We start from the raw sequence: 14917 nt of genomic DNA on the forward strand, positions 1-14917 counted from the left end.
CGAGCTCGAGGCTCATCAACAGTTATGTCGCCCTGGACGGCGACGACAAGCTTCTGGGAGCGGCCGCCAAGATCCTGGGGCACGGCATGACCACGACGATTCTTCGTGAGAACACGAACCTCTACTGGGCCGGCGGGGGTCAGATCATTGCGGTGTACGCCCTCGGCTCGGACACCGCTCAGGCGGAGCAGCGGGCGAACGCCTACGCCCAGGCCTTCGTGGATCACGCTCCCGCGATGATGCCGCCGGTCGTCGCCGACGGGGACGACCCGACTTTCACGCTCGTGCAGAAGGCCCAGCCCTCAATCGCCAGCCCCAGTCCGGACGCCCCGAGCTCCGGCGGGCTCAGCCGCATGATCAGTTCGCCCCTGGTCGCCGTCCTCGGCGGGGTTGTGGTCGGTCTTGTCGTCATGGGCGTCGCCGAGGTCATCGGCAGTCACCGTCGGCGTCGCGCCTGAAAGGACGAACGGCTCGACGCCGCCCCGGCGTGTGATGCCTTCGGCCGTCAGCAGGCAGGCAGCCGCGAGGTAGAGCCACGTGACGTGGTAGCGCAGCATGGATGACGGAACGATCCCGATCACCGGAAGCAGCACCACGATCGTGAGACCGAAGGCCGTCTGCCAGTCAACCATCGGGCGGCGCGGCAGGAACCCGCGGAGCAGCACCCACAGCCACACGACGATGAACAGCACAAGCGCGACGACGCCGTAGCGCAGCCACATTTCGAGGAGCAGATTGTGCGGGTCCATGAGCACGGGCCCGAACGCTGCTTTCGCGTAGCTCTGGTAGTCGGCCAGGGATCCGTATCCCAGCAGCGAGTTGCCCGGGCTGTCGGCCAGCATCGCCATCGCGCTGCGCAGGATCCTGGCACGGATCAACGTCGAGTTGTCCTGGATGTAATGGGTCTGGGACAGGGCGAGCAGCCCGGCCAGAGCGGCTCCGCCGCCGTAAATCACGGCACGCCATCCCAGGGCAGCACGGTACTGACGGCGGATGTTCAGGATGGCGAGAAGGCCCAGGCCGGCAATGCAAGCCATCAGCGCACCGCGCGATCCCATGATGATCACCATCGCCGTGGACGTCAGCAGCAGGAGCCATCTCCCCCACCTGCGGGCCCCGCGCACCGGGGCGAACCACATCTTCGCAAGCACCGCGATGAACAGCATTGTCATCACGACGCAGAAATCGTTGATGTTGGGGTAGGTGGCGCTCACCATGAATCGACTGCTGGCGACGTAACCGATCGTGTTGGCTCCCGGATAGAGAATCGGCAACAGCTTGATGCCGGTGACCATCTCACCAATGCCCATCAGCCACACGCACGCCGCACCGATGTACAGCCCTTGGATGGCGTTCCGCGCGGCGAGGCCGGGGTGTTCGCTCCGGAACATCACCAGGGTGTAGCCGATGGCCGCGGTCATGATCGCCGCATTGTTGCCGGTGCTCAGGACCGAGCTGGGATGCAGGAGCACGATGCTGGCGAAGGAGGCAGCGAAACAGCAGGCCAGCAACATATTGAATGGCCAGGATCGCGGGCCTCTGCGCCTCAGGCAACCGCCCACGATCATCGCCCACGGGACAACCAGGAAGAGCACGAAGCTCAAGGGCAGGCGCATCACGAGAAGCGCGGCGACGGTGCCCAGCGCGATCCCGGGTTTCCAGTGTCCGGAGGAGCTGGTCATCGACGGTCCGCCTCTGCCATCACGGCGGCGAGGTCCTCGACCCGGCCGGCCCAGCTGTGCGCGTCGCGCACCGCCATCACGCGTTGCCGGGCCTCCTCGACACGTTCCGGATGAGCGGACAGCCCCGACAGCGTGTCGGCCAGGGACTCGGCAGTGTCGGGGACCGTCCAGCCCAGATTCTCCGCAGCGACCCGTTCACCGGCGAGGGTCCCCTCGGTGGCCAGGATGGGCTTGCCGTTGCCGATGTACTCATACAGTTTCAACGGGACCGCGAAAGTCCAGTACGGTTGAGGTTCCACGGCGAGCACGGCGACGTTGGCCCGGGCGAAGTACGGGGCCGTCTCCTCGGGGCCCTGCGCCTGCACCAGTTCGACATTGTCGCCGATCCACCGGCCGATCCTGGGCAGCGTCGCTTCCCACTCCTCGCGACGCGTGCACACGGTCAGATGGATGTCGGGCAGACCGTGGACCGCTTCAAGCAGGCGATCGAGCCTGTAATTGTCCCCGAAACCTCCGACGTAGAAGAGCGACAGCGGGTGGGAGGGGGGCTCCGCGGGTGCGTCGTGGATCGAGTGCCCCGGTGGGAGTTCGGCCCACCTCACCTGGCTCGGAAGGTTCACATGGTCGGCCATCTGCAGCGAGGGCAGGAAGATGACGTCCAGGCACTTGCCGTAGGCGGCCAGATCGTAGCGGTACATGGCCAGGGCCGCCTGCTTCTGGACGGGTGGCATTCCCTGCCCGTACAGGGGGAATCGCCAGTGGATGTCACGGTAGAACAGGCCGACCGGAACTCCAGCCCGACGCAGCCGGGCGAAGAAGGCGAAGTCTTCGAAAGGGTGGGTCGGCAGGTGGTGGCGTTCCGTCAGCGCGGTCGGCATCGTCGAGGACTCCGAGTAGCAGAAGTCGAAATGCACCCCGGACCCGACCGCACGCCTCACCACACTCATCTGACGATGACGCTGGGCAGCTGTGCCCGCCACCAGCCACACCTCGCCCCAGTCTGACAAGGCCTCCATCATGCGGGCCGGACGCACCTGCCCCCCGAACTGCGAGTGCATGTTCAGGGGATAGGGCAAGTGATATACGCAGCGGTGCTCCGACGACGGCATGGATTCTCCAGGGACAGACGATCCTTCACCCAGAGTCTATGAGGTCGTCCAGTCGCTAGCATGGCTGCGTGCCAGAGCCGACAGTGCTGTTCCTCCTCACCAACTCCTATCCGCTGGCGAAGGGCGAGGAGTTCATCGAGAACGAGATCGACGAGTTGGCCGCCCGCTTCCAGCGGGTGATCGTGGTGGCCACCCAGACCCGCCCCGGTGACGTCGTCACCCGTCCGGTTCCCGGCAATGTCGAGGTGATCACGGCCGGCGGCCCCAGACCGACCGGCCGCGCGGCGCTGCTGTCCGCTCTCCGCGGGCTGGTCCGGCTCCCGCGCAATTCTTGGAGCCGCGACCTGCTGAGCCCGCCGCGCCGACTCGGTCTGGAGGCGATGTTCGAGGACCACGCCCGCACCACCGAGGCCGAGCTGCTGGCCGAGCTCCCCTCGCTGAGGCTGCGGCCGGACAGCCACGCCGTCGTCTACTCCTACTGGTTCCTCGACGCCGCCCGTGTCGCGATGCTGCTGGCCGATGACCTGCGCGCCCGCGGGGTGATGGTCGACCGGCTCGTCTCCCGCGCCCACGGCTACGACCTGTACCCGGAGCGCTCCCCGCTCGGGCACCTGCCCGAGCGCAGATTGCTGCTGGAGACCTTCGACGCCGTCTGCCCGGTCTCCGAGCAGGGCCGGCGTTCCCTGGTGGCCGAGTGGCCGCAGTACGCCGCCAAAGTCCGCACCCACCACCTGGGGACACCCGATCCGGGGCAACCGGCCGCCTGCTCGCGGGAGCCCTTCCACATCGTCAGCTGCGCGTCTCTGCTGCCGGTCAAGCGGATGACCCGGATGCCGGAGATCCTGGCGGAGTTGCGGGGCCGGGGGATCGACGCCCGATGGACGCACATCGGTGCCGGCCCTCAGACAGCAGCGGTGGAGGAAGCCGCGCGCAACGCCGGGGTGAGCGGCCAGGTGGGCCTTCTGGGCCACGTCGGTCACGACGAGATCCTCGGGACAGAGCGCGACCTGCACCCCTCCTGTCTGATCAACCTCTCCTCCTCGGAGGGGGTGCCGGTCTCCATGATGGAGGCCGCATCCCTGGGCATCCCGATCATCGGCACCGACGTCGGCGGCGTCCCCGAGATCATCACGGACAGCGTCAACGGCCGTCTGATCCCCGTCGACTTCACCGACATCCAAGCCGCCGACGCCCTCCAATGGCTCGCCGAACTGCCCGCCGACACCTACCAGCAGGTCTGCCGGGCCTCCCGCCTCACCTGGCAGAGCGACTACGACCAGGCCGTCGTCGGTCCGAGGTTCTGTGCCGAGGCCCTTGGCACACCTGCGGGGGCCGATTAAGTAAGCTGACGCCATGCCGGACCCGCGGACACTGTTCCTCCTCACGAACGTCTACCCCCTCTCAAAGGGGGAGGAGTTCATCGAGAATGAGATCGAACATCTGGCCCGCAGGTTCAGTCGCGTCATCATCGTGGCCACCCAGACCCTGCCCGGCGACGTCATCACCAGGTCGGTCCCCGACAATGTCGAGGTAATCACCGCTGGCAAGCCGCGCCCTTCCGGCCGCGCGATGATCCCCAGCGTTGCGGCGGGCCTGCGCAAGCTGCCCCTCGCGGTGTTCTCGCAGAGCACTGTCAGGCATCCGTCGGCGATCGCCGTCGATGCCCTCTTCGAGCAGCGCGCCCGGGCGTCGGCCGACGAACTGCTCGGCAAGCTTCCGGCGCTCAACCTGCAGCCGGGCAGCCACGTCGTCATCTACTCGTTCTGGTTCCACACCACCGCGCGGGTCGGAATGCTGTTGGCCGCCGATCTGCGGGCCCGCGGGGTGGTCGTCGACCGGCTCGTCTCCCGCGCTCACGGCTATGACCTCTACGAGAACCGCAACAGATTCGGCCACTTGCCTGAGCGGCGGCTGCTGCTGGACGCTTATGACGCCGTCCGACCGGTCTCCGCACAGGGCACCCGCGCGCTGCACGCGAGCTGGCCCGGGTTCGCCGACGAGGTGGCCACCTGCCACCTGGGCACCGTGGATCCGGGCCGGGCGGCCAAGTGCTCCCGCGAGCCCTTCCACATCATCAGCTGCGCGTTCCTCATCCCGGTGAAGCGGATGACGCGGATGCCCGCGATCCTGGCCGAGCTGCGCCGCCGCGGCGTCGACGCCCGCTGGACCCACCTGGGCGACGGCCCCGACACCGAGATGGCTGCCCTGCGCGAGGCCGTCCACGTCGCAGGCGTCGACGACTCCACGCAGCTGCTGGGGCATATCCCCAATGCGGACATCATCGAGACGGAGTGCTCCCTGAGCCCCTCCTGCCTGATCAACCTGTCCTCATCGGAGGGCCTGCCGGTCTCCATGATGGAGGCCGCATCTCTGGGCATCCCCCTGATCGGCACCGACGTCGGCGGCGTCTCCGAGATCATCACCGACCGCGTCAACGGCCGCCTCCTGGACCCCGAGCACACCGACACCCAGGCCGCCGACGCCCTCCAGTGGCTCGCCGAACTGCCCGAGGACGACTACCGCGGCGTCTGCGGAGCCTCCCGTCGCATCTGGCAGACCAACTACGACCAGGCCGTCGTCTATCCGAGGTTCTGCGCCGAGGTGCTCGGCGCATCATCCTGACCCTTGTTCTTCTGCTCGGTCCATTCAGGGGCGCCGTCGGCACCCGCCCGATCCTTCGCCCCGCGGTCGCGGGCGAGCACGAAGGTAGTCGCCAAGTAGGTGAAGGGCACCGCGACGACCGTCATGATGAGCGTGACGTAACGGGTGTCCATGTGCACCAGTGCGACCAGCAGCATCGACCCGAAGGTGGTGATGCCCAAGTTGATGAGCGTGGTGGCGGGAAACTCGATGAACCGCCGCCAGGTGGGCCGCACGTGGTACGTGAACAGGCAGTTCGCGAAGAAGCTGAACACCACACCGCAGGCGAATCCGACCAAGTGGGCGGCCAAGTAGGGCCAGAAGTGCAGGAGCAGCCGGTAGATGAGGTAATAGACCGCGGTGTTGGCCAGGCCGACGCAGCCGAACCGGACGAATCGCAGCAGCTTGGGCCACATCAGGTGCCGCCGCCCTCGGCGGCCTTCTCGACGGCCGACCCCTTCTCGGGCTCAGGGGTCCTGCTCACCGGTTCTTCGACCACCTGTCCCCCGACCTCAGGATCGTTGCGGAAGGCGTCCATCGCCAGGACGACGATGGCCGCAAGCAGTGCGAAGGATCGCCACGCCGAGCTGACGCCGGGATTCGAGTGGAACAACCCGAAGGTGTACTCCAGCATGATCGGCACCGAGACCAGCAGCGGGAGCCAGGCCCGCCGCCGGCCCCTCAGGAAGGCCCACACCAAGGTGAGCATCTCGCCGGCATAGAAGTAGCGGTCCCGCATGTCCGGCAGGAAGAAGGGCACCACCATGGTGGCGAACGCGGCCATCGCCATGATCGAGTCGATGCCCGGCCGCCCCTTGTGGCGGATCAGGAATGCAGCGACGCTGATGAGCAGGATCCCCATGGTGATGGCGGTCGCCATGCTCCCCAGGTAGTCCATCTTCAACGCCTGCTGCCAGGGCACCCTCATCCACGCCATGAAGTTGGAGGTCCGCGAGTCGAAGTACCCCGACGCCTGGTTCACATAGACGCCATAGGCCTCTCCGACCGGACGCCCCCAGATGATCGCCGGGATCGGGGCGAGCACCGGGGCCACCAGGAAGAGCGCGGGCGCCCACAGCTTCTGACGCCGGTCGATGAGCCACAGCACAGCCAGCAGTGGCAGCAGGAAGACCGCCTGCAGCTTGATGGAGAAAGAGACACCGAAGACGAGCCAGGCCCAGGGGAATCGGCCGCGCACCCAGAACCCCAGGGCCAGCATGAGGAAGCTGACGTAGATGGCCTCGGCCTGCCCCCAGACCGCGCTGTTGAGGATCACGGTGGGCATGCACAGCACGGTGATCGCGGCGAAGACGGGCAGGAACCGGCTCTCGGGCCTGATCCCCCTGACCAGCCACCAGACGGCGAAACCGAGCAGATAGTCGAAGAAGATGGAGATGCTCTTGATCGCGATGATGGTGGGCACCTTGAACAGCGACACCAGGTAGAGCATGTACAGGTAGGGAAAGTTGTAATTGGCGAACTCCGTGCGGAAACCTGGGTAGCCCTCGGCGCGCACGTGCTCGTACCAGTGGACGAGGTAGAACCGGAAGTCCGGGCTCTGGTGGTCGAACACCTTGAGCCTGGCGATGAATGAGACCACCAGTGCGGCCGCCAGCAGCAGCCAGACGACGATGTCGACGTTGAATCGCGGCTGGATGCCCATTTCCGGAGTACTGTCCCCCGGCCTGGTAGTCGCCTCCTGAGCCGCCCTCTCGGGTTGGAGACGCACCGTTCGTGATCTCGTCATGTCACGCCGCATTCCGCGGGTCGCCGGTCAGCGCCTCGGGATCATGGAACTCGGCACCGGGGGTGGAGGCGATCGAGCGCACCGAGTACAGCGGCCGTCCCTTCACCTGCGTATAGATACGGCCCAGATAGGTGCCCATGATTCCCATCATGAGCAGCTGGATGCCGCCGACGAGCAGCACGACGATGATGGTGAAGGTCCACCCGTTGACCACCTGGGCGGGGAAGAAGAGGCGGCGGACCAGGGCGTAGATGATGCCGATCACCGAGATGACGGCCATCAGGACCCCCATGCCGGAGATGAGCCGCAGCGGCTTGTCGGAGAACCCGATGATGCCGTCCAGTGCGAATTTGATCATTTTTCTCAGCGGGTATCCGGTCTCGCCGGCGTGTCGAGCGTGCCGGTCGAATTTCACGGCGGTCTGCCGGTAGCCGACATAGCTCACCATGCCGCGCAGGAAGCGGTCCTGCTCGCGGTATTTGCGCAGCTCCAGGACGACCTTGCGGTCCACGAGCCGGAAGTCCCCGGTGTTGCGAGGGATGTCAATATCCGACAGGGAGCTCAGCACCCGGTAGTACATATTGGCGGTGAACTTCTTGAAGGCGGTGTCCTCGCGGCTGCGGCGCTGCGCGTAGACGACGTCGAACCCCTCCTCCCACTTCGCCACCAGCTCCAGGGCCACCTCCGGGGGATCCTGGAGGTCGGAGTCCATGATGACCACGGCGTCACCGTCGGCCCGATCGAGTCCGGCCGTGACCGCCATCTGGTGGCCGAAGTTGCGGGCGAAATCGATCACCACCACCCGCGGATCCCGGCCCTGCAGAGCCATGAGCTTCCCCAGTGAGTCGTCGGCGCTGCCGTCGTTGACGAAGATGAGCTCATAGCGGTACTCGACGGCCCCGAGAACCCGCGTCATCTCCTGGTACAGCAGGTCGATGTTCTCCGACTCGTTGTAGATCGGGAACACGAAGGACAGAAGTTTCACAGCCGCATATTATGCCCGGCCGCTCGGCCACTGGTGACCGGCACGCAGACAGCACAAGATCACCAGCCACCACCACAGGCTGGCGCCGTAGTTCTTGAGCAGATAGGTGTCCAGGAAGAAGGCCGGGATGGTGGCCGCCAGGGCCACCAGGGTTACGACGTCGGGAACCGGTCGGGCCACCCCGCGCAGACCTGGCCACAGCCGTCGCACCAGGATGAGGACCGGGACGGTGACGACCGGAAGGAGCAGCAGCATGCCCGCCAGTCCCAGCTCCACCAACACCTGGAGGAAGGTCGAATGGGAGCTGTTGAGCGCCGGGCCCCACTGGGTGCCCACCAGGCCGCGCCACGGCGTCCGCAACAGATGGGAGTCGAAGGCGTACCAGGGCCACAGCCGTCCCGAACCCACGCCCAGCAGAACGTGCTTCGGGGTGGCGGTCCAGAAGGTGATAGCGGTCTCGAGGTTCTTCGCGCGCAGCTCGTCGGTGGGGTTCAGCAGCCGGTGCAGCATCGGCACCGCCACCACCACCGCCCCGGCCACCACCGCGACGATTCCGGCGACCAGCCAGGCCCGGCGGCTGCGCAGCCACTGGAGGCAGACCACCGCCCCGGCCAGCACCAGGCAGACCACCCCGGACCGCGATCCGGTAAGCACCACCGCCGCCGCGCCCATCACCGTCAGCGCCAGGCTCCACCATCGGTGCCAGCCGGCCAGGAAGGCGGCCAGCACCACCCCGGTGGCCAGCAGCAGCGGGACGTGGACGACCGCCGAGCCGCCCATCCCGGTGGCCAGCCGCGGCGATCCGTGTACCAGGGCAGAGCGCGGCCACTGCACGAAGGAGCAGACCAGAGTGACCGCCGCCGGCCACCACAGCAGTCGGTGTACCGGCCGGTCGGGCAGCGCCCGGACCGCCGTCACCGCCAGCAGCAGGGTGGCCATCGCGGTAAGGGTCGGCACCACCAGGTAGGCCCGAGGCACCGTGACGTAAGAGACCCGGGGCCGCGGCGTCAGGCACGAGGAGACCAGGCAGTACGCCATGAGCGCGGCAGCCGCGACGACGACGGCCCACCCGGCGCGGGAGAAGGCGACCGGATGACCGCCGGCGCCCCGGATCATCGCCGCCAGCACCAGGCAGGCGAGGGCCGCGACCAGGTAGACGATGAGGTAGCTGTTCCACAGCCACGGGCTGGGTGCCAGGGACCGGCGCAGATCGAAGAAGGTCTCGACCACCATGAGGGCCGAGAGCCCCGCGACGGGCAGCCCCTCGCGCCAGCGAGCCATCCCATCACGCCAGCGTGTCATCAACTCGCCCATCGTCCGGTGAAGAACAACCAGCCCCACCATCCCATGACCGCCAGATCGGCGAGCACCAGAACCGCCACGATCCCCCGCCACAGCAGCTTGAGCCCCACCGGGCGTCCCGGCCCCCGGGTCAGCTCGGCCAGCGCGATGAACAGCGGGAACCACAGCAGCACGGCGCGATTGACGCTCATGAACCAGTGGCCGATGGAGAAGGCGATGACCTGGACCCCCACCCAGGCCGCCGACGCCCAACGACGTCTGACAAGGCAGTAGACGGTTGTGGCCACGCCCACCAGCATGGAGACGATCTCCAGCTTGAAGAGCATCGCCACGATCCCGGCGTCGGCCCCGTAGGTGGCCCGCCAGGTGTCGGTGCGGGTGGCGGGCAGGGTGTTGGCCAGGGATTCCTGCGGAGTGGTGAATCCCCTCCCCCAGCCCCGGTCCTGGGCCTGGAACCAGGCCGTCCAGGAACCGGTGAGCCCGTGCAGATAGACCACATAGGCCACCAGCACCAGGGCCGGGAGCAGCAGCGGGGCGATGCGTTCGACGCCAGCCCGCAGGCCGCGCTTCGGCGCCCTCGCCTTCCGCGTCCTGCCGTCTCTCCCCCTGCCGTCTCTCCACTGCCCGTCACCGACCACGGCCATCACGGCCAGGGCGCCGACCAGGAAGAGCCCGGAGACCCGGAAGGTGCAGGCCAGGGCCGCCAGCCCGGCGGCCTGCCACCACCTGCCGGCCCGGGCGCGCTCCCAGGCCCAGAAGGCGGCGGCGCAGAAGGGGGCCTCGGTGTAGCCGACGGTGGTGAACACGGCGGTCGGGGCGATGAGCCACAGGCAGGTGGGCACCGTCCCGCCGATCCGGTACAGCGCGGCGGCGGCCACTCCGGAGCACACCAGGGCCAGCACCGCGCCGGTGATCTCGGGGGCCAGGCCGATCCTCGCACCACCGGCCATGACCGCCGGAAGGCCGGGGAAGAAGGCCATCTCCAAGGGGTCGGCGTACCAGTGCCGGGAGATGGTGATGAAGTGCCGGACGTCCCAGTTGCCCAGGGCCGCCCGCAGCCCGTGACCGGAGACCACGATCGCCGCCAGGATCGCGGCCAGCAGGAGCCGGGACCCGGCCCAGGTGGCGGCCACCAGCTTCGCATCGTCGGCGGGCATCGTGGATCGGGTGGCCGTCCGCCGGCCGGTCACGAATCAGCCTCCGCGGCATCGACGGCCCGCTCGTCCGGCACGTCAGAATCGACCGCCGGCTCGTCGGAGCCGTCGGGGGCGTGGTCGAGCACCCCGCCGATCGGATCGTCGGCGTGCCCGGTCCGCACCAGGTCGATCCAGGGGCGCTGCATGTCGTCCAGCACGCCCCAGCCGAACCACACCTCGCCGGCCAGCCGCAGCACGATCGCCGCCCAGTAGACGACGTCGGCGTCCGCCCCGCCGGGCATCGTCAGCCCGCCCAGATGCGCCCACACCGCGGCCGAGTACAGCGTCTCGGTGACGGTGAGCACCGTCCAGTCGCGCCAGTCGGGCCGCGCGAGCACCGCCAGCGGCACCAGCAGCAGCACGAACTGCGGCGAGTACACCTTGCTGGTGACGAAGAAGACGAGCACGGCCAGGCAGGCCACCTGGGCCAGCCGGGGGCGACGCGGCAGGGTGAGGCTGAACCAGGACAGGGCCAGCAGGCCGGCGGCGGTCAGGGCTCCGGCGAACCAGCCGACCCACGGGACGTGGGATCCGGTGAGGTCCTGGATGATGAACCAGATGGTGCCCAGCCCGGTGCCCGACCAGTAGGTGTCGTGGAAGGTGCGCCACCACTGCCCTGGGTTGATGAGGGCCGCGACGATGTGGCAGGCGGCCAGGACGGCGGAGGCGGCGATGAGGTAGCGGCTCAGCTCCGGCAGCTTGGTGGTGCGCAGGCACAGCACGACCACCGCCACCACGATGAGTGCGGCCTGCAGGGTCCCGGCGCAGGCCAGGCCCATGAGCACCCCGGCGAGCACCGGCCGGCGGCGCGCCCAGGCCAGCATCGACAGCAGCGCCAGGCACACCGGGACGAGGGTGAAATCGATGAGCCCGGCCATGAAAAGGGCCGGGCTGGCGGCCACGAAGAAGGCGTCCCAGCTGCGCCTGCGAGGAGCATCGGGCCGGCCCTCGGCGTCCAGCCCGATGCCGACGTCGGAACCGCGGCCCATCAGCATGACGGCCACCACGGTGCCCAGGAAGGCGCAGAAGAGGACCACCATCGCCACCGCCCAGTAGGCGTTGGAGGCGTCGACCACCTGCTGGGCGCCGGCCCCCGGGCGGATCGGGGCGCCCAGGACCCTGGCGACGGCGCGGCAGAAGGCCATCAGTGCCACCACCAGCGGTGATTCCGCGATGCCGACATTGCTGAGCAGTCCGCTGCCCTGCCCCATCCCCGACGAGCGGAAGACCACCGGGATGTCGGAGTAGCACAGCCGCTGGTAGGGGTCGACGGTCTTCGACGCCTGGTGCTGGACGCACGGCGTCATCCGGTAGATGGCGAGCAGCCAGACGAGGACCGCGGTCAGCACCGCCCAGGGCGCGGGGTCGAAGAAGGGCCCCCTCCGGTGGGCGTGGCGCCCCACCGAGCCGCCGAGCCTCTCGTCCAGGCCCCAGCGCGACACGAGGGAGCGCCGGGCGACGGCATATCGGGGTGGCTGCGGGGAGGTGGTCACGGCCACAGGCTAGTCGGCCGCGCGCTAGTCGCTCTCCTTGGTAGTCGTGGCGGCAGCAGGTTTCTGGGCAGTTGTGGTGGACGTCTCCCCACCACCCGGGTTCGGCGGCGCCGCAGACTGGGTCTGAGTCGGTTCACTCGTCGTCTGCTCCTGAGTCGGCTGGATGGTGGCCGTCGGCTGGCTGGTGGTCGGCTGCTGAGACGGCTGGCTGGTGGCCGTGGTCGTCGGCTGGCTGCTGGCCGTCGTCGGCTGGCTGGTGGCCGTCGCCGTGGGAGTCGACGTCGACATCGTCTCCCGCTCGGTGTCCCCGTAGTGGTTGCCCGAGAGGTTCACCCAGTCCGGATCGGGGAAGTCCTTGGCCGGCAGCCCCTTCATCGCGACACTCATGTAGTCGGCCCAGGCGCGGGCCGGATAGGTGCCGCCGAAGAAGGTGGCGTCCCCGGGTGCCGCGTAGGGATCCAGGTCCGCATTACCGGAGTCGCCGGCCACGTACATCACCGCGGTGGAGATCTGGCGGGTGTAGGCCACGAACCAGGCCGAGGTGATGTCGTCGCCCACGCCGTTGGTGCCGGTCTTGCCGGCCACCGGGTAGCCGAGGTTGGAGACGGCCGAGCCGGTGCCCTCGTTCACCACATTCTCGAGGGCGTAGGTGGTGTCGTGGGCGATGTCCTTCTGAATCGTCTGCTTGCCGGTGGTCTTGGCGGTGTAGAGGGTCTTGCCGCTGGAGTCTGTGACCTTGGCGACGACGTGGCTGGGCACGTACTTGCCCTGATTGGCGATCGTGGCGTAGCCGGTGGCCTGATCCAGCGGGCTCACCTCGGCCACACCCAGGGGCATGCGGTTGTTGAGATCCCAGCCGGAGCCCTTGGGCACACCGGCGTCATTGGCCGCCTTGACCATCGCGGACGGGCCGTTGTCGATCTGAGTCATCATGTCGACGAAGGCGGTGTTGATGGAGTCCTCGGTGGCCTTCTGCAGCGACACCGTCCCGTACTGCTCACTGAACTCGTTGCGGATCGGCACCGAATCGCCCCGGGGGGTGAAGGTGTCGCCGTTGAGGGCCGATTTCAGGCTGAAGCCGTTGCGCATGCCGGCGACCACCGCGTAGGTCTTGAAGGTCGACGCCGCGGGGCGGGCCTGCAGGGCCCAGCTGCGGGTGTTCTGGATGTAGTCGTCGCCGCCGTAGAGGGCCAGCACCTCTCCGGTGCCCACCTTGACCGAGGCGATCGCCGGATGCAGGTTCTTGGCACCGTTCTTGCCCGCGTTGGCGCCGGCGATCTTCTTGTACTTCTGGCCGGTCGCCACGGCCGCCTTCTGCGCTGCCGCGTCGAAGGTGGTGGTCACCCGCAGGCCGCCACCGTTGATCTGGGAGTCGGTGAAGCCGTCGTCGAGCAGCTCGTTCTGCACCATCTTCAGCAGGTAGCCGTTGGTGCCCGCCCAGCGGTTGTTGATCGGCACGTCGGGGAAGGTCGGCAGCTTCCGGTAGTACTCGTCGTGCTGGGCCTGGGTGATGTTGCCGGCCTCCAGCATGCCGTCGAGCACGTAGCGGTACCGGTTGAGCAGCCGCTCGCGGGCCTTGGTACCGGTCGAGGGATCGAACAGGGCCGGATTGTTGAGGACCGAGGCCAGCACTGCGGACTGCGCGATGGTCAGTTTGGAGGCGGGGACGTTGAAGTAGGACTTCGCGGCGGCCTCGATGCCGTAGGCACCGCGTCCGAAGTAGATGGTGTTGAGGTACCCGGCCAGGATCTCCTGCTTGGGCACCTGCTTGCCCATCTTCACCGCGAGCACCAGCTCCTTGAGCTTGCGCTGCATCGTGCGGTCCTGGGAGAGATAAAGGATCTTGATGTACTGCTGGGTGATGGTGGAGCCGCCCTGCATCTCACCGCCGCGGGCGATGGTCCAGGCGGCGCGGACGATACCGCCGACCGATATGCCCTGATCCTCCCAGAAGGTGCGGTTCTCCGCCGAGATGGCGGCGTCCTTGATCGACTTGGGCATCTGGTCGTAGCTGACGGTCTGCCGGTTCTGCACCGACAGGGAGCCCAGCTTCGTCTTCGAGTCGTTGAAATAGATGAAGGACGTGTTGGTCTGGAAGTCCTTGTTCGGATCGGGCAGGCTCGTCCGGTTGTAGAAGATGATGGCTCCGACACCGGCGGCGATAGCCAGGACCAGGACGAGGATCAGGAGGGAGAACAGCGTCCGCCTGACGAAGAGCCCCACACGGGAGCCGCTCCTGCGTCCCTTTCCATGTCTTGGGCCCCGACCGCTGCTGCGTCTGGGTTCAGCCATAGATGTCCTCCACTGTTTCTTGATGACGCGGTGGGCGGCGACGGCGGCCGTCGCCCAGAAGGTAATGGGTCAGGATGTGGTTCCAGAAGCAGTCCGGGCAGACCTCGACCTCGTAGACCCGGAACTCCCCGAACCGGTTCTCCATCTCCTCCAGCTCCTCCACCGACCTGATCCGGCCGGAGAACTGCCCGAGCTGATGACCGAAGGTGTATCTGAGCAGCGACAGGCGGGGCGATTCGCACACCGGGCAGGGGTGATCCATCGGCTCGCCGTGATGAAGCGCGGCCCGGACCAGCATAGGGTCGGCGTCACAGGACGCGGGCGCGTTGAGATCGACCCTCGGGCTGCGCAGCGCCTCCAGTGCCCGGCGCCGCTGCAGCGCGTAGGACACCACCTGACGCTGCGTTTTCATGGCCCCTAGGGTACGGCCACCTGCTGTGCGGTTCCTCCTGGGTGGCGCCGGGGCTTGGA

Annotated in this window: 12 protein-coding genes; 2 read left to right on the forward strand and 10 right to left on the reverse strand. The window is 67.8% G+C overall.

The genetic code is table 11. The features are described from left to right. Positions 1-302: 302 nt before the first annotated feature. Both JS278_RS14300 and JS278_RS14305 read right to left on the reverse strand, forming a co-directional pair. Entirely contained in the window at positions 303-1421 is a 1119-nt protein-coding gene (locus JS278_RS14300; RefSeq protein WP_245935128.1) for an O-antigen ligase family protein, read from the reverse strand. A 257-nt stretch (positions 1422-1678) separates the two neighbouring features. Next, positions 1679-2791 carry a glycosyltransferase gene (locus JS278_RS14305; RefSeq protein ID WP_114045783.1) on the reverse strand — a complete coding sequence of 371 codons (1113 nt, stop codon included), beginning with the start codon at positions 2789-2791 and terminating at the stop codon, positions 1679-1681. 68 nt (positions 2792-2859) lie between these two features. Here JS278_RS14305 and JS278_RS14310 point away from each other — a divergent pair, with 68 nt between their 5' ends. Both JS278_RS14310 and JS278_RS14315 read left to right on the forward strand, forming a co-directional pair. Next, positions 2860-4131, forward strand: coding sequence for a glycosyltransferase (locus JS278_RS14310; RefSeq protein ID WP_114045784.1), 1272 nt, complete (start codon positions 2860-2862; stop codon positions 4129-4131). 13 nt (positions 4132-4144) lie between these two features. Next, a complete protein-coding gene (locus JS278_RS14315; RefSeq protein ID WP_114045785.1) occupies positions 4145-5413 on the forward strand; it encodes a glycosyltransferase in 1269 nt (422 codons plus the stop codon). On the opposite strand, the gene JS278_RS14320 is transcribed toward JS278_RS14315, so the two are convergent. The 8 genes from JS278_RS14320 to JS278_RS14355 form a co-directional block, all read right to left on the reverse strand. Then, complete coding sequence (locus JS278_RS14320) at positions 5371-5847, reverse strand: GtrA family protein (RefSeq protein WP_114045786.1); 477 nt, start codon at positions 5845-5847, stop codon at positions 5371-5373. The two genes, JS278_RS14315 and JS278_RS14320, sit on opposite strands and share 43 nt — an antisense overlap. After that, complete coding sequence (locus JS278_RS14325; RefSeq protein ID WP_114045787.1) at positions 5847-7094, reverse strand: hypothetical protein; 1248 nt, start codon at positions 7092-7094, stop codon at positions 5847-5849. The genes JS278_RS14320 and JS278_RS14325 overlap by 1 nt, the downstream gene beginning before the upstream one ends. 85 nt (positions 7095-7179) lie before the next feature. Then, a complete protein-coding gene (locus JS278_RS14330) occupies positions 7180-8163 on the reverse strand; it encodes a glycosyltransferase family 2 protein (protein WP_114045788.1) in 984 nt (327 codons plus the stop codon). A gap of 9 nt (positions 8164-8172) precedes the next feature. Then, positions 8173-9444 (reverse strand): O-antigen ligase family protein, encoded by a 1272-nt coding sequence (locus JS278_RS14335; RefSeq protein WP_181833749.1) that lies wholly within the window; start codon positions 9442-9444, stop codon positions 8173-8175. Positions 9445-9464: 20 nt separating this feature from the next. Next, positions 9465-10622: a glycosyltransferase family protein gene (locus JS278_RS14340; RefSeq protein ID WP_114046359.1), complete on the reverse strand. Its 1158-nt coding sequence runs from the start codon at positions 10620-10622 to the stop codon at positions 9465-9467. A gap of 29 nt (positions 10623-10651) precedes the next feature. Further along, positions 10652-12064, reverse strand: coding sequence for a hypothetical protein (locus tag JS278_RS14345; RefSeq protein WP_114046360.1), 1413 nt, complete (start codon positions 12062-12064; stop codon positions 10652-10654). Positions 12065-12178: 114 nt separating this feature from the next. Continuing rightward, positions 12179-14446: a transglycosylase domain-containing protein gene (locus JS278_RS14350; RefSeq protein ID WP_114045790.1), complete on the reverse strand. Its 2268-nt coding sequence runs from the start codon at positions 14444-14446 to the stop codon at positions 12179-12181. Beyond that, a complete protein-coding gene (locus tag JS278_RS14355) occupies positions 14439-14858 on the reverse strand; it encodes a DUF5318 family protein (protein WP_114045791.1) in 420 nt (139 codons plus the stop codon). The genes JS278_RS14350 and JS278_RS14355 overlap by 8 nt, the downstream gene beginning before the upstream one ends. Between the last annotated feature and the right edge of the window lie 59 nt (positions 14859-14917).

Origin of the sequence: Acidipropionibacterium virtanenii, assembly GCF_003325455.1 — a bacterium.
In the GTDB taxonomy this organism is placed as follows: Bacteria; Actinomycetota; Actinomycetes; order Propionibacteriales; family Propionibacteriaceae; genus Acidipropionibacterium; species Acidipropionibacterium virtanenii.

Excerpts from the sequence above, each read along its gene's own strand:
- JS278_RS14300 (WP_245935128.1), bottom strand. The coding sequence starts at position 1,421 with ATGACCGCGGCCATCGGCTACACCCTGGTGATGTTCCGGAGCGAACAC.
- JS278_RS14305 (WP_114045783.1), bottom strand. The coding sequence starts at position 2,791 with ATGCCGTCGTCGGAGCACCGCTGCGTATATCACTTGCCCTATCCCCTG.
- JS278_RS14315 (WP_114045785.1), top strand. The coding sequence starts at position 4,145 with ATGCCGGACCCGCGGACACTGTTCCTCCTCACGAACGTCTACCCCCTC.
- JS278_RS14320 (WP_114045786.1), bottom strand. The coding sequence starts at position 5,847 with ATGTGGCCCAAGCTGCTGCGATTCGTCCGGTTCGGCTGCGTCGGCCTG.
- JS278_RS14325 (WP_114045787.1), bottom strand. The coding sequence starts at position 7,094 with ATGGGCATCCAGCCGCGATTCAACGTCGACATCGTCGTCTGGCTGCTG.
- JS278_RS14335 (WP_181833749.1), bottom strand. The coding sequence starts at position 9,444 with ATGGCTCGCTGGCGCGAGGGGCTGCCCGTCGCGGGGCTCTCGGCCCTC.
- JS278_RS14340 (WP_114046359.1), bottom strand. The coding sequence starts at position 10,622 with ATGCCCGCCGACGATGCGAAGCTGGTGGCCGCCACCTGGGCCGGGTCC.
- JS278_RS14350 (WP_114045790.1), bottom strand. The coding sequence starts at position 14,446 with ATGGCTGAACCCAGACGCAGCAGCGGTCGGGGCCCAAGACATGGAAAG.
- JS278_RS14355 (WP_114045791.1), bottom strand. The coding sequence starts at position 14,858 with ATGAAAACGCAGCGTCAGGTGGTGTCCTACGCGCTGCAGCGGCGCCGG.